The organism is Microbacterium phycohabitans, from assembly GCF_032464935.1.
GTDB classification, from domain to species: Bacteria; Actinomycetota; Actinomycetes; order Actinomycetales; family Microbacteriaceae; genus Microbacterium; species Microbacterium phycohabitans.
Genome location: NZ_JAWDIT010000001.1, coordinates 198,359 through 219,929, shown reverse-complemented (window position 1 = coordinate 219,929; position 21,571 = coordinate 198,359). Strand labels below are relative to the sequence as shown.

Below are 21,571 nucleotides of genomic sequence, written 5' to 3'. Positions count from 1 at the left end.
GTGCACATGTCTTCGACGCCCGTCTTGCCTGCCCCCGACGCCCCGCCTCTCGCGCAGGGTCTGTCACGCCGCACCGTGGTCGGTGCGGGCCTGTGGAGCGCACCTGTCCTGGCGATGGCGTCCTCGGCGCCGGCCTTCGCGGCAGCATCGGGGCAGCAGGCCCTCACGCTTTCGGTGCCGACATCGGGCATCCCCTCGTCGGGTCCGGTTCAGCTGACCACCGTGGTCCGCGACGCGCAGGGCGCTCCCGTCGCGGGCGCACCCGTCTCGCTCAGCGGCCCGCTGGGCTCCACGTTCGGGGGCGCGGACGGCGTCACCGACGGTGCCGGCGCGTATACGACGTCATTCGACCTCGGCAAGCCCTGGGCCACCCCGGGATCCACCATTTCCATCACCGCGGTGTCCGGCGGTCAGTCGGCCAGCCAGCCTTTCACGGTGCTGGGGTCCAACGTGTTGGCCTTCGGTCGCAACGTCTGGGCGGAGTTGGGCCTTGGCGCCGCCGCGTCTTCTCCCACGCAGACGTACCGTGCGTTTCCGTCGCCCGTGGTGCAGATCGCCTCGGGCGGGGCGACTGACAGCGGCGCGGCGCGAGCCACGCTGGCGTTGCTGCGAGATGGAACCGTGTGGGGTATCGGCGGTAACGCGTACGGGCAGTTGGGTGATGGTACGGGCGACAGCACGGGTCACGATGTGTGGAAGATCGTCCCCGGTTTGTCGGGCGTGAAGCAGATCGGCATGGGCAACGTCAATGGATACGCACTGACCACGGCCGGTGAAGTGTGGGCGTGGGGAGACAATTCCTCGGGGCAGATTGGTGATGGGACGACGACGTACCGCACGGCGCCGGTCAAGGTGATCAGCTCCGGCGCCACCAAGCTCGTGGCCGGATACAGCAACGTCTTCGTCGTGATGTCGGATCGAACGCTCAAGGTGTGGGGCGACAACGGGTGGGGGCAGCTGGGCGACGGGACGCAGACGAATCGTACGACGCCGTTCACGGTGCCGAACGTCTCGGATGTCGTGGATGTCGCTTCGATCTCGTATGCCAGCACGCTGGTGCTGTTGTCGAATGGCACGGTGCTCAGTTGGGGTTTGAACAATCTCGGCCAGCTGGGTAACGGCACGAAGACGAATAGCGCCACTCCGACCGCGATCCCGAACCTGTCCGGCGTCGCCGCCATCGCTGGGGGGTCTACCGCCGGATACGCCCTTCTGACCGACGGGTCGGTCAAGGCGTGGGGCAACAATGACGAGGGCATGGTCGGTGACGGCACCTCGACGATGCGATTGACTCCGACGACGGTCTCCGGACTCTCCGGCGTCGTCCAAATCTCGACGGCGCAGAAGGCCGCATACGCTCTTCTGTCCGATGGCACGGTGAAGGCGTGGGGGCAGAACACCTACGGCCAGCTCGGCGACGGCACGACGACAACACGTTTGTCCCCGGTGACGGTGCAGGTACCGGCAGGACGCTCTGTCACATCCCTCGCCGTCGCCTCGACCTCGAGTCAGGGGCGCTCCTTCCTCATTACCGGGGAGACCACCCTCTCCGTTGATGTCGTCGAAACGCAGGTTTCCGCGGGTACTGCCGCAACCGTGAAGGCCAAGGTGGCGACCGGCGCGAAGGGTGTCGCCGGTATCAGCGTGACGTTGAGCGCCACCTCGAACGCTGCCCTTGGCGCTACGACCGCCCAGACGGATTCCTCCGGTCAGGTGCAGACGACCGTGACGTCTGACGTCTGGACCAAGCCGGGTACGGTGGTCCGGGTCGAGGCCACGACGGACACGAACGCGGCCTCCGACTCTTTCACCGTGCTGGGGGCGAACGCCCTCGGGTTCGGCTATAACTCCTGGTACGAGCTCGGGGATGGCGGTCAGGGTGGGGGCGACAACCCGGGGACCGGCGTTGCCCGGACGATTCCGACGCAGTTCCTACGGTCGTTCCCCTCTCCGATCGTGCAGGTGGTTTCGTGCGGAACGGGCACGGGGGGCGGGTCGAATCACGCGACGATCGTTCTGCTCAAGGACGGAACGGTCTGGTCGGTCGGCGGCAATGGATTCGGGCAGCTCGGGACGGGCGGCAATTCACGCACGACCTGGGCTCAGGTCAGCGGCCTGTCCGGTGTGACGCAGATCTCGGCCGGGGCGGAGTCCGTCTACGCGCTGCTCTCGGATGGGACGGTCAAGGCGTGGGGTGACAACTGGTTCGGAGAGATCGGTACGGGGGTGGCCCTGCAGAGCGCGGCTTTCACTCCGATCACCGTGCCGGGGGTGTCCGGTGTGACCCAGATCGCCGCCGGGACGCAGCAGGCCTTCTTCCTGCTCTCGGATGGAACGGTGCGAGCCATCGGCCGCAACGCCTGGGGGTCGGAAGCCACCCCCGGCGGGCGGGGCGCGTTGGGATCCGGTAGCACCACCAGTGACCTCTCCGCGACCCCGGTGACGGTGTCCAATCTGGCCGGCGTGACGCAGATCGCTGCGGGGTCGGCGAGCGGTTTCGCCTTGCTCTCGGACGGCACGGTGAAGGCGTGGGGGAACAACGCCTCGGGCCAGCTCGGCAACAACTCCACGACGTCCAGCGCGGTCCCCGTGTCGGTGTCGGGTCTGAGCGGGGTCACACAGGTCGTCGCGAACCTCGATGCCGCGTATGCGTTGCTGGCGGACAAGACCATCCGCGCGTGGGGGAGGAACTCGTCGGGTCAGTTGGGCAACGGGTCCGGCTCGAACAGCACGGCACCCGTGACGGTCACCAGCGTCACCGGAGCGGCGCGTCTCGCCGCGAGCGGAAACGCCGCCTATGCACTGCTGGGAACCGGAGCCATCGTCGGGTGGGGCGACAACTCCGGCGGTCAGCTCGCCGATGGATCCACCACCAACCGCTCGCAGGCGGTGCAGGTCAGGGTTCCCGGCTCGCTCAACGTGGTCGGACTGGCGTCGTTCTCGCCGAGCAGCGATCGGATGTACGTCATCACTGGCGACACGACGGTCTCGGTCGACGTCGTGGAATCGCAGCTCGCGGCGGCGATGGGATCCGCCACGGTGAAGGCCCGTGTCGGAGCGGGGTCCAAGGCCGCAATGGGGGCGACCGTGTCGCTGTCCGTCTCGTCCGGGGCCACCCTCGGTGCCACGTCGGGACAGACAGACGGAAACGGTGAGTACCTCACGACCGTCTCCGTGCCGGATGCATGGACGCGGCCGGGCACCATCGTGCGAGTGAGCGCATCGAGTGGTCCGAGCACTGGATCCGACACCTTCACGGTTCTCGGCGCCAATGCCCTGGGTTTCGGTTACAACTCCTGGTACGAGATGGGCGATGACGGGGCGCCCGGCGGCGACAACCAAGGGACCGGATCTCTCCGGAGCACACCGTCGCAATTCGTTCGCGTGTTCCCGTCGCCCATCGCGCAGGTGGTCTCCTGCGGCGTGGGAGACGGGGGTGGCTCGAACCAGACGACGATCGTCTTGCTGAAAGACGGCACCGTGTGGTCCGTCGGCGGGAACGGCTTCGGACAGTTGGGAACGACTGGCAATTCTCGGAGCAGGTGGGCTCAAGTCACCGGGCTGGCGGGTGTGACACAACTTTCCGCTGGCAACTATCACGTGTACGCGTTGCTGGCGGATGGCACAGTCAAGGCGTGGGGCGACAACTCGTCGGGCATGCTGGGCGCGGCGGTCTCGGCAGACGCCTCGTCCACGCCTGTCACCGTCACCGGTCTCTCGAACGTCGTCCAAATCAGCGCGGGAACTCAGCAGGGATTCTTCCTGCTCAAGGACGGGACGGTTCGCGCGATCGGGCGGAACACGTTCTCGGCTGCACTGGGCAACGGCTCGTCCGTTGAGAAGTCCGCGACCCCCGTGACGGTGTCGAATCTCTCCGGTGTGACTCAGATCGCGGGCGGACACCAGTGCGGGTACGCATTGAAGTCGGACGGCACCGTGTGGGCCTGGGGCGCGAACGACCTTGGTCGTCTCGGCGATGGGACGAACCCCGTGCCGGGGCCGTGGGTTTCCGGTCAAGCGACGCCGGCGCACTCCACGCCCGTCCAGGTCGCGGGCCTGAGCGGCGTCCGAGTCACGCAGGTCGCGGGTAACCGTGCTGGCGGCGTGGTCCTGTTGTCGGACGGCTCCGTGCGCGCCTGGGGGGACAACACCGCGGGAGCGGTGGGTGACGGCACCACGACTTCGCGATCCAGCGCGACCCCGGTTTCGAACTTGGCCGGGGGAGTGGCCAAGATCGCGGCGAGCGGTTCGTCAGCGTACGTGCTTCGGACGGACAACTCGGTGAACGCCTGGGGCGACAACCAGTACGGGCAGTTGGGAGTCGGGACTACGACGAACGCGCTCGTTCCTGTGACGGTCGGCAACCGCCCCAATGGGACGCGCGCGTGGGGACAGCAGACCCCGGTGGATCTCATGCAGAACTCGCCGTCGTCCAGCCGCATGTACATCATCACGCAGTAGGCGGGCCTCAACCCCCGGGCCCGCCCGCCACAAGGGCGGACCCGGGGGAGGGTTGGGGTCGGCGGCCGACTCGCTGCGTGCACAGCCAAAGGCGTGCCACCTCAATCGGTTTCGATATCGCGAGGGCGATGCGGCTGCCCTCTGATGCCTCGCGCTGCGCCGACCTCCGCGGCTCGGCTCTGGCGCAACTGGTGGCGTCGCGGGGAAGAGAGCTACGAAGGAGGGACGATGAACCAGGTCGTCGTCGACGCCATCGGCGCGCGCGTGGCGATCGATCTGACGGGCCTTCCCCCGGGGGACCGTTCCACCGTCGCCGCATTGTGGGCGGACGCTTCTGTCGGTCTCGCCCGATCGGGCGGCACGGTCGTTCCGGTCGAGCTCGGCACCGCGTTCGAGTTCTCGTCGGTGCTAGCCGACCTGTCCACTCGGGTGACGGTCGCGGCGCTCGGCGCCCGGCGGGGCGAGGTCTGGATGCTGCACGCGTGCGGCGTCGCCGATGAACAGGGGAGAGTGGCGGTGCTCGTCGGGCCGTCGGGGGCGGGCAAGACGACGGCTGCCGCGGTTCTCGGTCGGGAGTTCGGTTACGTATCCGACGAGAGCATCGGGATCACGGCATCCGGAGGGGTGCTCGCCTACCGCAAGCCGCTGTCGATCGTGCGCGCAGGGGAGTCGGTGAAGGAGCAGGTGGCTCCGTCGGACCTGGGACTGAAGCCCCTGCCCGACAAGCCTCTGACGGTGAGTTCTCTGATCGTGCTGGACCGTCGTCGTGACCCCGCAGGGCCGATTCGTCACCCCACGCTGACGCCGGTGCCGGACAGCGTGGCGATCGCTACGCTCGCGGAACAGTCCAGCTTTCTCACCGCGATGCCGTCGCCGCTTCGAACGGTGTCCACCCACCTGCGGCGGGTCGGCGGCGTTCGTCGCCTCTCGTACGACGACGCGGGAGACCTTCCGGACGTGGTCGCCCGCCTCCTGTCCGATCCGCCACGTGCCGAGGAAGCGGAGACGGACCACGACTCGACGGGGATCCTCGCCGCGCCGCAGCCTGTCCGAAGCGAGCGCGACGATCGGGGGCCGACCTACACGCAATCGCCGTTCGTCGACGCCGTGACCGTCGAAAACGGTCAAATCGCCCTCCTGCGCGCGATCGACGGGGACCCCGCGCAGGTGCTCGTGCTCGCCCCCCACGCGGCGGCCGTCTGGCGGACGGCAGTCGACGCGGTGACGCTCAACGATGAGACCCTGCGCCGGGTGGCGGACGAGCTCGTCGAGCATGGTCTCCTCGTCCGACAGTGAGGTCGATCGACATCGATGGAGCGGCCAGATAACGGGCCGCCCGCACGGGGGTTCCGGGACAGCCCCATGACAGGCCGGTTCGCCGGACGAGACCGTCTTGCGAATACCGGTGATGCGGGGCGGATCGAGCCCGCGTCGACGGGGCCGAGGAGCCCCGCCGCAGGCGCCCGGGGCGCGCGGGACGGGAGCGGCATATGCGGTGCCCTAGACTGCAAGGACTGCCCGCCGCGTGACTCTCCGCGGGGGTGGGAGCCGTGATCCGCGGCCGTCGCGTCGCCGCAAAACCCGATTGGTCCCCCTGTGTCCGCCTCGCACTCCGCGCTCGTGCCCGAGTGGCTCACCGCCCCGGCCGAAGCGAACGAGCTCGTCCCCGCCGTGTGGCCCACCTCGACCCGCCGTGCGGTCGACGGGTCCGTCGAGATCGGCGGCGTCTCCGTCTTCGACCTGCGCGACCGCTTCGGTACCCCGCTATACGTCCTCGACGAGGACGAAGTGCGGGCCCACGCCCGTCGAGCGCGGGAGGCCTTCGAGGCCGCTGCCGGGCGCCACGGCATCCGGGCTCGGGTGTACTACGCGGGCAAGGCGTTCCTGTCGACCGAGGTCGTGCGCTGGGTGACCGACGAGGGGCTCGCCGTCGACGTCTGCACCCGCGGTGAGCTCGAGGTCGCCCTCGCTGCGGGCGCTGCGCCCGAGCGTCTGGGGTTCCACGGCAACAACAAGAGCGTGTCCGAGCTCGAACGCGCGGTCGAGGTGGGCATCGGCTCGGTCGTCGTCGACAGCCCGATCGAGATCGAGCGCCTCGCCGCGATCGCCGATCGCCGCGGGGCGGTGCAGTCCGTGCTCGTGCGCGTGCGTACGGGCGTGCACGCCGAGACCCACGCGTTCCTGGCAACCGCTCATGAAGACCAGAAGTTCGGCTTCTCCCTCGAGGGGGCGGCCGAGGCGGTCTCGCGCATCCGCGAGCTCCCCAGCTTGCGCTTCGTCGGCCTGCACGCGCACATCGGCTCCCAGATCTTCGACTCCTCGGGCTTCCGCGAGTCGGCCGCGCGCCTGGTCGACCTGCACGCCGACCTGCTGGCCGGGGGAGAGATCCCGCTCATGAACGTGGGCGGTGGCTTCGGCATCTCCTACACGTCGGTCGACGACCCGAAGCCGATCGAGGAGATCGCCGACGGCATCTTGGATGCCATCGCCGACGAGTGCGCGGTGCGCGGCATCCCGATGCCCGACGTCGCCACCGAGCCCGGCCGCGTCATCGTCGGTCAGGCCGGGGTGACGCTGTACGAGGTCGGGACGGTCAAGACGGTCGCCGCGGCCGAGGGCCTCGAGCGCACCTACGTCAGCGTCGACGGCGGAATGAGCGACAACGCCCGCCCCGCCCTCTACGGCGCCGACTTCTCGGCCCGCATCGTCTCGCGCACGAGCTCCGAGACGCCGGCGCTCTCTCGCGTGGTGGGTCATCACTGCGAGTCCGGCGACATCGTCGTGGATGCCGAGTACCTCCCGGCCGACGTCACGCCCGGCGACCTGCTGGCCGTTCCCGCGACCGGCGCCTACTGCTTCTCGCTCGCGAGCAACTACAACTACACGCCGCGCCCGCCGGTCGTCGCCGTGCGCGACGGACAGGCCCGTGTGATCGTCCGCGGCGAGACCATCGACGATCTGCTCTTGCGCGACGCCGGGATCCCGGCATCCGCCCCCACCGCAACACCCCACGGAGACACCGAATGACCGACTACCGCACGCTCCGCGTGGCGCTCCTCGGCGCCGGCGCCGTCGGCTCGCAGGTCGCCGACCTGCTGCTCAAGCACGGCGACGAGCTCGCCGACCGCGCGGGCGCCAAGCTCGAACTCGCCGGCATCGCCGTGCGCGACGTCGACGCCAAGCGCGACGCCGACCTGCCCCGCGAGCTGTTCACCACGGATGCCGAGACCCTCATCGTCGGCTCCGACATCGTGATCGAACTCATGGGCGGTATCGAGCCGGCCCGCACGCAGGTGCTGCACGCGATCGCGTCGGGTGCCGACGTCGTCACGGCCAACAAGGCCCTGCTGGCCACCCACGGATCCGAGGTCTTCGAGGCGGCCGACCAGGTCGGCGCCGAGGTGTACTACGAAGCCGCGGCTGCCGGCGCCATCCCGATCATCCGGCCGCTTCGCGACTCGCTCGCCGGCGACCGCGTCGTGCGGATCATGGGCATCGTCAACGGCACGACGAACTACATCCTCGACCGCATGGACACCGAGGGTGCCGACTTCGCCGACGTGCTCGCCCAGGCGCAGGCCCTCGGCTACGCCGAGGCCGACCCGACGGCCGACGTCGAGGGATACGACGCCGCGCAGAAGGCCGCGATCCTCGCGAGCCTCGCCTTCCACACGACCGTCCCGCTGGATGCCGTGCACCGCGAGGGCATCACCTCGGTCGACGCCGCGATGATCGAGTCCGCCCGTCACGCCGGGTACGTCATCAAGCTGCTCGCCGTGTGCGAGCGCCTGGCGGCCGAAGACGGCGGCACCGAGTCGATCTCGGTCCGCGTCTACCCGGCGCTCGTCGAGCGCACGCACCCGCTCGCCAGCGTGCACGGCGCGAACAACGCCGTGTTCGTCCAGGCCGAGGCCGCGGGTGACCTCATGTTCTACGGCGCCGGTGCCGGCGGCGTGCAGACGGCCTCCGCCGTGCTCGGCGACGTCGTCTCGGCCGCGCGCCGCCACATCGCCGGAGGCGTCGGCGTGGGTGAGTCCACGCGCGCCAACCTGCCCGCGGTGCCGATCGGACGCGTCATCACGCGCTACCAGATCACGCTCGAGGTCGACGACCAGCCGGGCGTGCTGGCCACGGTCGCCGGCATCCTGAGCGAAGGCCGCGTGTCGATCGCGACCGTCGAGCAGACCGTCATCGAGGCGGACGAGAACACCCGGACCGGCGGTTCCGCCCGCCTGGTCATCGGAACACACAAGGCCCGCGAGCAGGACCTGAGCGAGACCGTCGAGCGTCTCGCCGCGAGCGGCGTCGTCGAGCGCGTGGTCTCCGTGCTGCGCGTGGAAGGGAACTGACATGGCACACCTCTGGCGCGGAGTCCTCCGCGAATACGCCGACCGTCTGGGTGTCACCGACGCCTCCACCGTCGTCACCCTGGGCGAGGGAGGCACGCCCCTCATCCCGGCGCCCGCACTCTCGCGCCGCACCGGCGCCGACGTGTGGGTGAAGTTCGAGGGCATGAACCCCACCGGTTCGTTCAAGGACCGCGGAATGACGGTGGCGCTCTCGCGCGCCGTCGAGCACGGCGCCAAGGCCGTCATCTGCGCCTCCACCGGCAACACCTCGGCCTCGGCCGCGGCCTACGCCGCGCACGCCGGCATCACCGCCGCGGTGCTCGTTCCTGAGGGCAAGATCGCCATGGGCAAGCTGAGCCAGGCGGTGGCGCACAACGGGCGCCTCATCCAGATCCGCGGCAACTTCGACGACTGCCTCGAGATCGCGCGCGAGCTCGCCGACCACTATCCGGTGCACCTGGTCAACTCGGTCAACCCCGACCGCATCGAGGGCCAGAAGACCGCCGCCTACGAGGTCGTCGAGCAGCTGGGCGACGCCCCCGATTTCCACTTCATCCCCGTCGGCAACGCCGGCAACTACACCGCCTACTCGCGCGGGTACCGCGAAGAGGCCGCGCGCGGGGTCGCGACGAAGGTTCCCCGCATGTTCGGTCTGCAGGCGGCCGGCTCTGCGCCTCTCGTGCGCGGCGAGGTCGTGAAGAACCCCGAGACGATCGCGAGCGCGATCCGCATCGGCAACCCCGCGTCGTGGGACCTCGCTCTCGAGGCGCGCGAGGCCACCGACGGCTGGTTCGGCGCGATCGACGACGAGGGCATCCTCGAGGCGCAGAAGATCCTCGCGGGCGAGGTCGGCGTCTTCGTCGAGCCCGCGTCGGCGATCAGCGTGGCGGGTCTGCTCAGCCGCGCCGAGGCGGGCGTCGTCCCGGCCGGGGCGAAGGTCGTGCTGACCGTCACCGGTCACGGTCTGAAGGACCCGCAGTGGGCCCTGCGCAAGGCCGACGGCACGACGGTCGAGCCCACCGTCGTCGACGCCACCACCTCGGAGGTCGCCTCCGTGCTCGACCTGCAGCCGGTGACCGCGTGAGCTCAGGCCCCGGTCGCCGGGTCGCCGTCCGCGTTCCCGCCACCAGCGCGAATCTCGGTCCCGGCTTCGACACCCTGGGTCTCGCCCTCAGCGTCTACGACGAGCTCGTCGTCGAGCAGCTCGACGGCGATCGCCTCGAGATCGAGGTCGCGGGGGAGGGGACGGCCGACGTCCCTCGCGACGCCTCGCACCTCGTCGTCCGCGCCATCGCGCACACCTACGCCTCGGTCGGTCGCACCCTTCCCGGGTTGCGGTTGACCGCGCACAACGTCATCCCGCACGGGCGCGGCATGGGCTCGTCGGGCGCGGCGGTGGTGGCCGGCATCCTGGCCGCGAAGGGCCTGCTCGAGGGCGAGGTCGTCTTCAGCGACGTCGATCTGCTGCGCCTGGCCACCGAGATGGAAGGGCACCCCGACAACGTCGCCCCCGGTCTGTTCGGCGGACTGACGATCGCGTGGATGGATGCCGAGGGCCCGCAGCACAAGCAGCTCATCGTGCACCGCGGTGTCTCGCCTCTCGTGTTCGTCCCGAGCTTCACGATGTCGACCGCCGTGGCGCGCAGCCTGCAGCCGCTCCAGGTGCCCCGTGAAGACGCGGTGTTCAACGTGTCGCGGTCGGCGTTGCTGATCGCGGCGATGACGCAGAGCCCCGAGCTGCTGATGGCGGCGACCGAAGACAAACTGCATCAGAACTACCGGGCCCAGGCCATGCCCGAGACCGATCGGCTCGTGCGCGCCCTTCGCGCCGAGGGATATGCGGCGGTCGTGTCGGGCGCCGGCCCCAGCGTGCTCGTGCTCGCCGACGGGCCGGGACAGCGACTGGCGGCGGCGGATCTTATGGCATCCGTGGTCGACACCCCGTGGCAGGCGCTCATGCTCGCCGTCGACGTCAAGGGTGGTACAGTGAAAAACGCAGAGGGTTCCGCGTAAATTCGCGAATCTGAGCCTCTGCACCTGCGAAATCCGCAACACATCGCGAACCCGGTATCGGCTGCAGTCTCCCGAACCGCTGGTGTCTCTTCGTCTGCGTTCTGCATGGCGAAGCGCGATCTGATCACGTTTCATTTCTGAGGAGCACTCGTGGAGTCCATCTCCGAGACCCAGTCCGTCGACGCGCCCGAGAGCGCGGAGAACCCCACCGAAGAGCAGCCCACGGCTGCGGCGGAGGGTACCGACCCCGCGACGGACGCCACGTCCGCCGCCGACACTGAGGCGGAGGCCACCGACGGCGAGGGCACTGACGCCCCGGCCGCCGAGGCCGCCACCGAGGCGCAGCCCGAGGCGCTGTTCCCGGCCGAGGCCGTCGAGACGCCGGCCGAGGAGCCGGCGCCCGCCGCTGCCGCCGAGGCCCCGGCCGCTGCCGAAGCTCCGGCTGCCGACGCCGTCGAGGCGCCCGCCGCGGAGGAGTCGGCCCCGGCCGAGAAGCCCGCTCGCGCTCCTCGCAAGCGCGCTCCGCGTCGTGCCAAGAGCGCCACCGCCGAGGAGGAGGCCGCCGCCGACGCCGCTGCCGCTGAGGCCGCTGCCGCCGAGGCTGCCTCCGCCGAGACCGCGGAGGCCCCCGCCGACGCCGTGGCCTCCGACGCGAACGCCGCCGATGCCGTGGCATCCGACGCCCCGGCCGCCGACGTCACGGCCGAGGAGCCCACCACCCCCGTCACCACCGCGGCCGACGTCGCGGCCGACGCCGCCCCCGAGGCCCCCGCAGACGCCTCTGCCGAGACCGCCACCGAGCAGTCCGAGCAGACCGCCGACGCGAACGACTCCGCTGAGCAGACCGACGAGACCCCGGCCCGCGGCCGTGGCCGGAGCCGGTCGCGCAACCGCAACCGCAACAAGGCCGACGGCGCCGAGAAGAACGACGCGGCGACGGCTACCGGCTCCGCCGACGAGGCCGAGGCCCCCGCGCAGAACGCCCAGCGCGACAACTCCGGCCAGCGCGACAACGCCGGCCAGAACGGCCAGCAGGCCCAGCAGCAGCAGGGCGGTGCGGCCAACAGCCGCAACCGTCAGCGCAACAAGCGCCGCGGCCAGAACACGACGGGCGACGAGTTCGAGACCGAGATCGGCGAGGACGACGTGCTCGTCCCCATCGCCGGTGTGCTCGACGTGCTCGACAACTACGCGTTCGTCCGCACCACCGGCTACCTGCCCGGCCCGAGCGACGTGTACGTCTCGCTCGGCCAGGTGAAGAAGTACAACCTGCGCAAGGGCGACGCCGTCGTCGGCGCCATCAAGCAGCCCCGCGAGGGCGAGCAGCAGGGGCGCCAGAAGTACAACGCGCTCGTGCAGGTCGACTCCATCAACGGCCTGTCGGTGGACGACGCCGCCGCCCGCGTGGAGTTCAACAACCTCACCCCCCTGTACCCCCAGGAGCGCCTGCGCCTGGAGACCGGCCCCGAGAAGCTCACGCAGCGCATCATCGACCTGGTCGCCCCGGTCGGCAAGGGCCAGCGCGGCCTCATCGTCGCGCCCCCGAAGGCCGGCAAGACGATCGTGCTGCAGCAGATCGCCAACGCGATCGCCACGAACAACCCCGAGGTCCACCTCATGGTCGTGCTCGTCGACGAGCGCCCCGAAGAGGTCACCGACATGCAGCGCACCGTCCGCGGCGAGGTCATCGCCTCGACGTTCGACCGCCCCGCGGAAGACCACACGACGGTCGCCGAGCTGGCGATCGAGCGCGCGAAGCGTCTCGTGGAGCTCGGTCGCGACGTCGTCGTGCTGCTCGACTCGATCACTCGTCTCGGCCGCGCGTACAACCTCGCCGCCCCCACCTCGGGTCGCGTGCTCTCCGGCGGTGTCGACGCCTCGGCGCTGTACCCGCCCAAGCGCTTCTTCGGCGCGGCGCGCAACATCGAGAACGGCGGATCGCTCACCATCCTCGCCACGGCGCTGGTCGAGACCGGCTCCAAGATGGATGACGTGATCTTCGAGGAGTTCAAAGGCACGGGCAATAGCGAGCTGCGCCTGAACCGCCAGCTCGCCGACAAGCGCATCTTCCCGGCCGTCGACGTCAACGCGTCGAGCACCCGTCGCGAAGAGATGCTGCTGTCGCCCGACGAGGTCAAGATCACCTGGAAGCTGCGCCGGGCCCTGGCCGGTCTCGAGCCCCAGCAGGCCCTCGAGGTCGTGCTCGGCAAGCTCAAGGAGACGCAGTCCAACGTCGAGTTCCTCGTGCAGATGCAGAAGTCGATCCCGGCGCCCGCGCGCGGCGGTGACGACAACAGCATCCGCTGACCCGTGGCCGCTGAGCCTGCCGAGACGTCCGGCATCTTCGAGTCCGTCCGCGGGCTGCTCGATGAGCACCGGCAGATCGAGCTCGAGCTCAACGACCCGGCCGTCCACGCGGATGCGGCGCGCGCGAAGCGGGTGAATCGGCGGTACGCCGAACTCAACCGCATCGTGCACGCGTACGACGCGTGGACGGCGGCATCCGATGATCTCGAGGCGGCGCGAGAGCTCGCCCGCGAAGACGACGCCTTCGCCGAAGAGGTCCCCGCGCTCGAAGGGCGCGTCTCCGAAACGCAGGAGCGCCTGCGACGCCTGCTCATCCCACGCGACCCCGACGACGCGCGCGACGTGATCATGGAGATCAAGGGCGGCGAGGGCGGCGCTGAGAGCGCCCTCTTCGCAGCCGATCTGCTGCGCATGTACCTGCAGTACGCGGCATCCATGGGGTGGAAGACGGAGTTGCTCGAACGCACCGAATCCGACCTCGGCGGCTACAAAGACGTCCAGGTCGCGATCAAGGGCTCTTCGAGCGACCCGGCCCAGGGCGTGTGGGCGCACCTGAAGTACGAGGGCGGCGTGCACCGGGTGCAGCGCGTGCCCGCGACGGAGTCGCAGGGGCGCATCCACACCTCGACGACGGGTGTGCTCGTCTTCCCCGAGGTCGACGAGCCCGAAGAGGTCGCGATCGATCCCAACGACCTGAAGATCGACGTGTTCCGCTCCTCCGGGCCCGGCGGCCAGTCGGTGAACACCACCGACTCCGCGGTGCGCATCACGCACGTGCCCACGGGCATCGTCGTGTCGATGCAGAACGAGAAGTCGCAGCTGCAGAACCGCGAAGCCGGAATGCGCGTGCTCCGCGCCCGACTGCTCGCGAAGCAGCAGGAGGAGCGCGACGCCGTCGCCGCCGACGCCCGCCGGTCGCAGATCCGCGGCATGGACCGCTCGGAGCGCATCCGCACCTACAACTTCCCCGAGAACCGCATCGCCGACCATCGCACCGGCTACAAGGCGTACAACCTCGATCAGGTGATGGACGGCGCCCTCGGCCCGATCATCGAGTCGGCGATCAGCGCCGACGAAGAGGCGCGCCTCGCGGCCCTCGCCGACTCCTAGGCTCGGGTGGTGCTCACCCCCGCTCAGATCACCACGTTCGACGACACTCCGCCCCCGCCGGGCCTCTCCCCGTGGGTGGGGGAGCGGGAGCAGCCACGCGCCATCGCGATCGTCGAACCGGATGCCGCCTGGCCGGCGACCTTCGCCGCGGTGCGCGACCGCATCGTCGCGGTCCTGGGGGAACGCGCCCTCGTCGTCGACCACGTGGGCTCCACGGCGGTTCCCGGCTTGGCCGCCAAACCCGTGATCGACATCGACCTCACTGTCGCCGATACCGACGACGAGGACGCCTACGTCCCAGCCCTCGAGGCGCTCGGCTTCGTGCTCCGCGTACGCGAGCCGTGGTGGCTCGGTCACCGCTGCCTGGTCTCGGCGGAGCCCGCCGTGAATCTGCACGTGTGGCCTCCCGACAGCCCGGAGGCCGCGCGGCACCGTATCTTCCGCGACTGGCTGCGCGTCGACGAGACGGATCGGGAGCGCTACGCCGAGGTCAAGCGCGCGGTCGCGGCCGACGGTCTGATGAGCGCCTACAACGCCCGCAAGGAGGGCGTGATCCGCGAGATCTACGCGCGCGCCTTCGCCGCGGCCGGCCTTCTGCCCTGACGCTCCGGGCGTCCGGGATCGCGACGGCCACGGTGCAGGAGCCCCTGGCCCTCACCCACGCGAAGCGGCGACACCGGTCGATTTCCGCGAGATCTCCTGCGTCGCGTCACGCCGCGTGCGTCAGCGGTGCCACGCGGGCGGGTGGGGGAGGGGACCGCGACGGTCCTCGAGCTGCGCGGCGAGCGACAGCAGCGTCGCTTCGCCCCCGGGCCGGCCGACGAGCTGCACCGATACGGGGTGCCCCTCGGCATCCGTGGTGACCGGAATCGTGACCGCGGGCAGACCCGCGACGTTGACGAAGCTGGAGTACGGCGCGTACTCGACCTGCATCGCGAAGGTGCGCTCGGGGCCGTGCCCGGCGTAGGACCCGACCGGTTGAGGAGACTGTGCGAGCGCCGGGGTGAGCACGGCGTCGAAGGCCGAGAAGTCGGCGATGGTGCGCCGCTCGAAGGCCCGGGCGGCCGCGAGCCCGCCGAGCAGCTCGAGGGCAGACAGGCGACGCCCCTCCTCCACGAGCCACGCGGTGAGCGGCTCGACGAGCTCGGCGTCGGCACCGCTCAACGGGATGCGCGCGGCGCTCGCACGCCAGAGCACGCGGAAGAGCTCCGGATAGCCGAACGGATGCCAGTCGGCATCCGTCACGGCGTGACCGGCGTCGTCGAGCCAGGCGATGGCCATGTCGAAGGCGGCGCGCGCGTCGGCGTCGAGGACGATGTCCTCGTCGTCATCCCACGGCGAGACGGTCGTCGCGCCGAGGCGCAGCCGACCGGGGTCGCGTCGCGCGGCGTCGCCGAAGGGGCCCGATCCGGGCGCGGCGGTCGCGTACGAGAACGGAGCGAGGCCGACGAGGGCGTCGAGCAGGAGGCCCGCGTCCTCCGCCGAGCGAGCGATCGGTCCGGTGACCGAGAGGCCGTCGGGGGAGTCGAAACCTGAGCCGATCGGCAGCCGTCCGCGCGAGGGTTTCAGCCCCACCACGCCCACGGTCGCGGAGGGGATGCGAATCGAGCCGCCGCCGTCCGAACCGACGGCCGCGGGGAGGAGCCCCGCGGCGACGGCCACCGCCGCTCCACCGCTCGATCCGCCCGCGCCCGCGGTGGGGCGCCACGGGTCGCGCGCCGGGTCGTGGATCAGCGGTTCGGTGAAGCCCGTGAGGCCGAATTCCGACGTACTGGTCTTGCCGACGTTGATCGCTCCGGCGGCGTCGAGCGCCGCCGCGAGGGGATCGGATGCCGTGGGCACGTGATCGGCCCGCGAGCGCGAGCCGTAGCGCGTGGGCACTCCGGCCCGGGCGACGAGGTCTTTGTCGGCCAGGGGAACGCCCCACAGCGCCCCCTCGGCCGGTCGCGAGAGGTCGGCGGCCCGCCGGAGCGCGGCATCCGGAGTCACCTCGACGAACGCGCCGAGACCGCGGTGGCGGTGGATGCGGTCGAGATAGTGGGTCGTCAGATCAGGGGGCGAGAGGTCGCCGCTGCGCAGTCCGTCGATCTGGGCCACGAGTGAGAGGTCGTGCAGACGGGGCATCGTCCGAGCCTACGGCCCCGCGACGGAGCGGGGGAGAGCCCCCGGAGCGGTCAGATCCAGTACTCCGGCGTGGTCAACAGCGCGCGGGTGTCTTCGCCGCTGCGGCGCGTGCGCGCCTTGGCCGGGACACCGACCAGCACGCTGTCGGCCGGGGCATCGCGGGTGACCACGGCGTTCGCCCCCACGACGGAGCGCGCACCGAGGGTGATGGGCCCCAGGATCTTGGCCCCCGCGCCGATGGCGACCCCGTCGTGCAGCGTCGGATGCCGCTTGCCGCCCTCGCGCTGTCGACCGCCGAGCGTGACGCCGTGGTACAGCATGACGTCGTCGCCCACCTCCGCTGTTTCGCCCACGACGACACCCATCCCGTGGTCGATGAAGAAGCGCCGACCGATCGTCGCTCCCGGATGGATCTCGACGCCGGTCAGCCAGCGGGTCACCTGAGACAGGGCCCGCGCCGGGAAGCGCAGCCCCCGTCGCCAGAGCCGGTTCGCGATGCGGTACGACCACACGGCGTGAAGGCCGGGGTACAGGAGGGCGATCTCGAGACCGCCGCGCGCCGCGGGATCGCGGAGCTTGGCCGAGGAGATGTCTTCGCGGAGGCGGGAGAGGACCCCCACGTCAGTCTTCGCGCAGGTGCTCGTAGAGAGCGGTCGAGAGGTAGCGCTCGCCGTACGAGGGGATGATCACGACGATGTTCCTGCCGGCGGCCTCGGGGCGCCGCGCGACCTCGAGCGCCGCCCAGATGGCGGCACCCGACGACATGCCGACCAGGATGCCGTCTTTCGCGGCCGTCTCGCGCGCCAGGCGGATAGCGTCGTCGAACTCGACGTCGATGACCTCGTCGATGATGTCGCGATCGAGGATCGCGGGCACGAAGTTCGGACCGATGCCCTGGATCTTGTGGGGCCCCGGGTGGCCCTTGGTCAGCACGGGGGAGTCGGACGGCTCGACGGCGACGATCTTGACGTCGGGGTTGCGCTCCTTCAGCACCTGTCCGACACCCGTGATCGTTCCGCCCGTGCCGATGCCGGCGACGAAGTAGTCGACCTTGCCGTCGGTGTCGCGCAGGATCTCTTCCGCCGTGGTCTTGCGGTGGATCGCCGGGTTGGCCTCGTTCTCGAACTGGCGGGCCCACACCGCGCCCGGCGTCTCGGCCACGATGCGCTTGGCCTCGTCGACCGCGTGCGACATGCCCTTGGTGGGGTCGGTCAGCACGAGCTCGGCACCGAACGCCTTCAGCAGGATGCGGCGCTCCTTCGACATCGAGGCGGGCATCGTGAGGATGACCTTATAGCCGCGCGCGGCGCCGACCATCGCCAGAGCGATGCCGGTATTGCCGCTCGTCGACTCGACGAGCGTCCCGCCGGGCTTCAACTCGCCCGACGCCTCCGCCGCGTCGACGATCGCGATGCCCAGGCGGTCCTTGACGCTGGAGGCGGGGTTGTAGAACTCGAGCTTCGCGAGGATCTGCCCCCCGGCGCCCTCCGCCACGCGGTTCAGCCGCACGAGCGGCGTGTCGCCGAATGCAGAGGTGATGTCGGAGTGGATGCCGGGCATGGCTCGCCTTTCGCCGTCGGTCGGGACGCGATCATTTTAGGCGAGCCCCCCGATACGGCGGCCCGTGTGACGCCGCTTGACGACACGGCCCGCACCGGCGTGTGCGTCGGGCGCACGCTCGCCCCGCGCGGGCACCGCGCCCGAGTAGGCTGGGCTCCCGTCATGCCTGAGACCGTCACGCCCCCCGCCCCCCTCGCCGCCTCGGTCGCCGACGTCGTCCGCGAGACCGTCGCCCGCCTCCGCGGCGCGGGCGTCGCCGACCCCCAGGTGGATGCCGAACTGCTCATCGCCCACGTGATGGATTCCTCGCGGGGCGGTGTGCAGGCCGCGTCGATCCGCGGAGACCGCATGCCCGAGTCGACATCCCTCGCCCTCGCGCCCCTCGTCGACCGCCGCTGCGCGCGCGAGCCCCTGCAACACCTCACCGGACGCGCCCCCTTCCGGTCGATGGAACTCGCCGTCGGCCCCGGCGTCTTCGTCCCGCGCCCCGAGACCGAGATGGTCGCCCAGCTCGCGATCGACGCTCTCCGGGCCGTCGTCGCCGACGCCCCCATCGCCGTCGACCTCGGAACGGGCAGCGGTGCGATCGCGCTCTCGATGGCGACCGAGGTGCCGCACGCGCGGGTCTTCGCCGCGGAGAACAGCGTCGACGCCTTCATCTGGACGAAGCAGAACCACGCCCTCATCGGCGCCGACAATCTCACCCTCGCGTTCATCGACCTCGCCCACGCCTTCCCCGAGCTGGATGGAACGGTCTCGGTCGTGGCATCCAACCCGCCCTACGTGCCCGACGACGCCATCCCGCGCGATCCCGAGGTGCGCCTGTTCGACCCGCCCGCCGCCCTCTACGGCGGGCCCGACGGCCTGGACACCGTTCGGGTGCTGAGCCGGGTGGGCCTGCGACTCGCCCATCCCGGCGGCACGATCGTGATCGAGCACGGGGAGTGGCAGGGGGAGGCGATCCGCGGGATTCTCACCGCCGACGGGTGGCGCTCGGCCTCCACCCATCCCGACCTCACGATGCGCGACCGCGCCACGACCGCGATCCGTCCCTGACGCACCGGGTGACAGCGCATCGCGCACGGCGCGACTAGACTGGCGCGCGACATGTCACCCGTCTACGACTGCCGTGACGAGTCGCAGCTGCTGTCCGGGATGCGCCACGCGCGTCAGGCGATCGGCCGAGGCGAACTCGTCGTGCTCCCCACCGACACCGTCTACGGAATCGCCGCCGACGCGTTCAACACGCGCGCCGTCGCGGGGCTCCTCGAAGCGAAGGGGCGCGGGCGCCAGCAGCCGCCGCCCGTCCTGGTCGCGGGCGTGAGCACGCTGCGCGCCCTGGTCGCGGAGATCCCTCCCGCGGTCGACGACCTGGTCCGCGAATTCTGGCCCGGCGGGCTCACGATCGTGCTTCCCGCGCAGCCCTCGCTCTCGTGGGACCTCGGCGACACGCACGGCACGGTCGCGGTGCGCATGCCGGCGCAGAAGCTCACCCTCGAACTGCTCGAGGAGACCGGCCCCCTCGCGGTGTCGAGCGCCAACCTGACCGGGATGCCCGCCGCCGTCGACATCGACGCCGCGCGCGACATGCTCGGCGACAGCGTCTCGGCCTACCTCGACGCCGGAGTCAGCGAGACGGGGGTCGCCTCGACCATCGTCGACGCCACACTGCTCGTCGGCGGGGCCGAGCCCGTGGTGCGCGTCCTCCGTGAGGGTGCCGTCTCGCGCGAACGCCTGCGCGAGGTGCTCGGCGATCTGCTCGAGCCCGACCCGGTCGACGACCGCGACGCCCCGACCCCGGCGGACGCGCCCTCCGGCGCAGCCCCGGATGACGAGGCTCCGGGTCCGTGACCCAGTACCTCCTCACCATCCTCTTCACGGCGGCGGTCACGCTCGCGCTGTCGTGGGTGGTGTGGAAGCTCGCCCTGCGCTTCAAGCTGTATCCCGGCATCCGGGATCGCGATGTGCACAAGACGCCGACGCCCCGCTTGGGCGGAGTGGCGATGTTCCTCGGGGTGGTCGCGGCCTTCGCGCTGTCGAGCCGGAATCCCTACTTCTCGATCTTCTGGACCGATCCGGTCCCGGTGCTCTCGCTCCTGGGTGCGGTCCTGCTCATCGTGCTGGTCGGAGTGGCCGACGACCTGTGGGACCTCGACTGGATGATCAAGCTCGGCGCGCAGTTCGTCGCTGCGGGGATCATCGCCTGGTTCGGGCAGCTGCAGATCCTCTCGCTCCCCATCGGTGCGTTGACGGTCGGCTCGAGCTGGGTGAGCTTCCTGCTCACCGTGTTCGCGCTCGTCGTCGTGATGAACGCCGTGAACTTCATCGACGGGCTCAACGGCCTCGTCGCCGGGGTCTGCCTCATCGCCAACGGCGTCTTCTTCGCCTACTCCTATCTGCTGGTGCGCGACACCGGAGCCAGCACGTACTTCAACCTCGCCTCGTTCATCGCGGCGGTCCTGGTCGGCGCCTGCCTCGGCTTCCTGCCGATGAACTGGACGCCCGCCAAGCTCTTCATGGGCGACGCCGGTGCCCTCATGCTCGGCCTGCTGATGGCGAGCTCGGCCGTCGCCATCACGGGACAGCTCGACCCGGCGGTGCTCGACCCCGAGAAGATCGGTCGCTCGCAGCTCCTGGGTGCGTTCATCCCGATCCTCCTGCCCGTCGTCATCGTTCTGCTGCCGCTGCTGGACTTCGGTCTCGCGGTCGCGCGGCGGCAGTGGGCCGGCCGGTCGCCCTTCTCTCCCGACCGCAAGCACCTGCACCACCGCATGCTCGACATGGGCCACACCGACCGGGATGCCGTCCTGATCTTCTACAGCTGGACCGCGGTGGTGAGCCTCGCGTTCCTGCTCATGTACATCGGCACCCAGCAGAGCTGGCCCGGCGACTACGCCATCGGGATCGCCTTCGGCGTGACCGGTGTCATCGCCTGCGCCGTCCTGACCCTCCTTCCCTCATCGCACCGTCTGCGACGGCTCTCCCGTCGCGTCCGCCCCACCCGACCGGAGTCCCCCTCATGAGCAGCGTCTCTCCCGCCCCCCGCAGCCCCCTGTCCAGTACCCCGGTGCTGCGCACCGCATTGGTGTGGGGCGGCATCGTCACCGCCGTGCTCCTGGTGATCGGCGCGGTGGCGGGCTTCGCGGTCGGGGGAGCCGGCGGACTGGGCAGCGCCCTCTCGGGCGTCGCGGTGAGCGCGTTCTTCCTGGCGGTGACGGCGATCAGCATCCTGGTGGCCAACCGGTGGTACGGCGACCCGCTCTACGTGCCCATCTTCTTCGGCATCGTGCTGGGCGGGTGGCTGCTGAAGCTCGTGCTCTTCATCGTCGCGATCGTCGTGCTGCGCGGACAGGGATGGGTCGATCCGGTCGTGTTCTACGTCGCACTCGTGGTGAGCGTCATCGCGTCGCTCGCGGTCGACGTCGTGGTCCTGCTGCGCCTGCGCATCCCCAGCGTGAGCGACGTGACCCTGCCGACCGACCCCGACGCGGGCGATCGTCGGGCCTGACGGACCCATAACCCACCCGGCCGCCGCTTCGCGCGCGATACTCCGGCGGCGAGAGGTTCACCCGCCCCGGACTCATGGATCCGCCGGGAGTTTGATAGGGTTACATAAGTACCCACCCGCGACGAGAACTCTTCTCCAC

16 protein-coding genes are annotated in these 21,571 nt (G+C 70.5%); 13 read left to right on the top strand and 3 right to left on the bottom strand.

The window, feature by feature from the left end:
* The first annotated feature begins 6 nt into the window (after positions 1-6).
* From RWH44_RS01005 to RWH44_RS00965, 9 genes are all read left to right on the top strand, one after another.
* Entirely contained in the window at positions 7-4,461 is a 4,455-nt protein-coding gene (locus tag RWH44_RS01005; protein ID WP_316003140.1) for an RCC1 domain-containing protein, read from the top strand.
* A 228-nt stretch (positions 4,462-4,689) separates the two neighbouring features.
* Positions 4,690-5,757 carry a hypothetical protein gene (locus tag RWH44_RS01000; protein ID WP_316003139.1) on the top strand — a complete coding sequence of 356 codons (1,068 nt, stop codon included), beginning with the start codon at positions 4,690-4,692 and terminating at the stop codon, positions 5,755-5,757.
* 300 nt (positions 5,758-6,057) lie between these two features.
* A complete protein-coding gene (gene lysA, locus RWH44_RS00995; protein ID WP_316003138.1) occupies positions 6,058-7,488 on the top strand; it encodes a diaminopimelate decarboxylase in 1,431 nt (476 codons plus the stop codon).
* Positions 7,485-8,810: a homoserine dehydrogenase gene (locus RWH44_RS00990; RefSeq protein WP_316003137.1), complete on the top strand. Its 1,326-nt coding sequence runs from the start codon at positions 7,485-7,487 to the stop codon at positions 8,808-8,810. The genes lysA and RWH44_RS00990 overlap by 4 nt, the downstream gene beginning before the upstream one ends.
* 1 nt (position 8,811) lies before the next feature.
* Positions 8,812-9,894: a threonine synthase gene (gene thrC / locus RWH44_RS00985; RefSeq protein ID WP_298874887.1), complete on the top strand. Its 1,083-nt coding sequence runs from the start codon at positions 8,812-8,814 to the stop codon at positions 9,892-9,894.
* Complete coding sequence (gene thrB, locus RWH44_RS00980; protein WP_316003136.1) at positions 9,891-10,823, top strand: homoserine kinase; 933 nt, start codon at positions 9,891-9,893, stop codon at positions 10,821-10,823. Before thrC ends, thrB begins: the two co-directional genes overlap by 4 nt.
* 150 nt (positions 10,824-10,973) lie before the next feature.
* Positions 10,974-13,130 carry a transcription termination factor Rho gene (gene rho / locus RWH44_RS00975; protein WP_316003135.1) on the top strand — a complete coding sequence of 719 codons (2,157 nt, stop codon included), beginning with the start codon at positions 10,974-10,976 and terminating at the stop codon, positions 13,128-13,130.
* 33 nt (positions 13,131-13,163) lie between these two features.
* The gene (prfA, locus tag RWH44_RS00970; protein WP_316003614.1) at positions 13,164-14,240 is read left to right on the top strand and encodes a peptide chain release factor 1; all 1,077 of its coding nucleotides are present in this window, start codon (positions 13,164-13,166) and stop codon (positions 14,238-14,240) included.
* A gap of 9 nt (positions 14,241-14,249) precedes the next feature.
* Positions 14,250-14,843 carry a GrpB family protein gene (locus RWH44_RS00965; protein ID WP_316003134.1) on the top strand — a complete coding sequence of 198 codons (594 nt, stop codon included), beginning with the start codon at positions 14,250-14,252 and terminating at the stop codon, positions 14,841-14,843.
* A gap of 120 nt (positions 14,844-14,963) precedes the next feature.
* On the opposite strand, the gene RWH44_RS00960 is transcribed toward RWH44_RS00965, so the two are convergent.
* Genes RWH44_RS00960 through cysK form a run of 3 tightly spaced genes read right to left on the bottom strand, consistent with a single transcriptional unit; the run spans position 14,964 to position 17,924 of the window.
* Complete coding sequence (locus RWH44_RS00960; protein ID WP_316003133.1) at positions 14,964-16,364, bottom strand: amidase; 1,401 nt, start codon at positions 16,362-16,364, stop codon at positions 14,964-14,966.
* A 50-nt stretch (positions 16,365-16,414) separates the two neighbouring features.
* Positions 16,415-16,984, bottom strand: a complete 570-nt coding sequence (gene epsC, locus RWH44_RS00955; RefSeq protein ID WP_316003132.1) for a serine O-acetyltransferase EpsC — start codon at positions 16,982-16,984, stop codon at positions 16,415-16,417.
* Between the two features lies 1 nt (position 16,985).
* Positions 16,986-17,924 (bottom strand): cysteine synthase A, encoded by a 939-nt coding sequence (gene cysK / locus RWH44_RS00950; protein WP_316003131.1) that lies wholly within the window; start codon positions 17,922-17,924, stop codon positions 16,986-16,988.
* A gap of 162 nt (positions 17,925-18,086) precedes the next feature.
* Here cysK and prmC point away from each other — a divergent pair, with 162 nt between their 5' ends.
* The 4 genes from prmC to RWH44_RS00930 are packed head-to-tail and all read left to right on the top strand — an operon-like array spanning position 18,087 to position 21,432.
* Positions 18,087-18,980: a peptide chain release factor N(5)-glutamine methyltransferase gene (gene prmC, locus RWH44_RS00945; RefSeq protein WP_316003130.1), complete on the top strand. Its 894-nt coding sequence runs from the start codon at positions 18,087-18,089 to the stop codon at positions 18,978-18,980.
* 51 nt (positions 18,981-19,031) lie between these two features.
* Positions 19,032-19,775: an L-threonylcarbamoyladenylate synthase gene (locus tag RWH44_RS00940; protein ID WP_316003129.1), complete on the top strand. Its 744-nt coding sequence runs from the start codon at positions 19,032-19,034 to the stop codon at positions 19,773-19,775.
* A complete protein-coding gene (locus tag RWH44_RS00935) occupies positions 19,772-20,947 on the top strand; it encodes an MraY family glycosyltransferase (protein ID WP_298874910.1) in 1,176 nt (391 codons plus the stop codon). Before RWH44_RS00940 ends, RWH44_RS00935 begins: the two co-directional genes overlap by 4 nt.
* Complete coding sequence (locus RWH44_RS00930; RefSeq protein ID WP_298874913.1) at positions 20,944-21,432, top strand: Cg1360 family ATP-synthase-associated protein; 489 nt, start codon at positions 20,944-20,946, stop codon at positions 21,430-21,432. The genes RWH44_RS00935 and RWH44_RS00930 overlap by 4 nt, the downstream gene beginning before the upstream one ends.
* Positions 21,433-21,571: the final 139 nt, after the last annotated feature.

Excerpts from the sequence above, each read along its gene's own strand:
- RWH44_RS01005 (WP_316003140.1), top strand. The coding sequence starts at position 7 with ATGTCTTCGACGCCCGTCTTGCCTGCCCCCGACGCCCCGCCTCTCGCG.
- thrC (WP_298874887.1), top strand. The coding sequence starts at position 8,812 with ATGGCACACCTCTGGCGCGGAGTCCTCCGCGAATACGCCGACCGTCTG.
- cysK (WP_316003131.1), bottom strand. The coding sequence starts at position 17,924 with ATGCCCGGCATCCACTCCGACATCACCTCTGCATTCGGCGACACGCCG.
- RWH44_RS00940 (WP_316003129.1), top strand. The coding sequence starts at position 19,032 with ATGTCACCCGTCTACGACTGCCGTGACGAGTCGCAGCTGCTGTCCGGG.
- RWH44_RS00930 (WP_298874913.1), top strand. The coding sequence starts at position 20,944 with ATGAGCAGCGTCTCTCCCGCCCCCCGCAGCCCCCTGTCCAGTACCCCG.
- prmC (WP_316003130.1), top strand. The coding sequence starts at position 18,087 with ATGCCTGAGACCGTCACGCCCCCCGCCCCCCTCGCCGCCTCGGTCGCC.
- RWH44_RS00990 (WP_316003137.1), top strand. The coding sequence starts at position 7,485 with ATGACCGACTACCGCACGCTCCGCGTGGCGCTCCTCGGCGCCGGCGCC.
- RWH44_RS00960 (WP_316003133.1), bottom strand. The coding sequence starts at position 16,364 with ATGCCCCGTCTGCACGACCTCTCACTCGTGGCCCAGATCGACGGACTG.
- RWH44_RS01000 (WP_316003139.1), top strand. The coding sequence starts at position 4,690 with ATGAACCAGGTCGTCGTCGACGCCATCGGCGCGCGCGTGGCGATCGAT.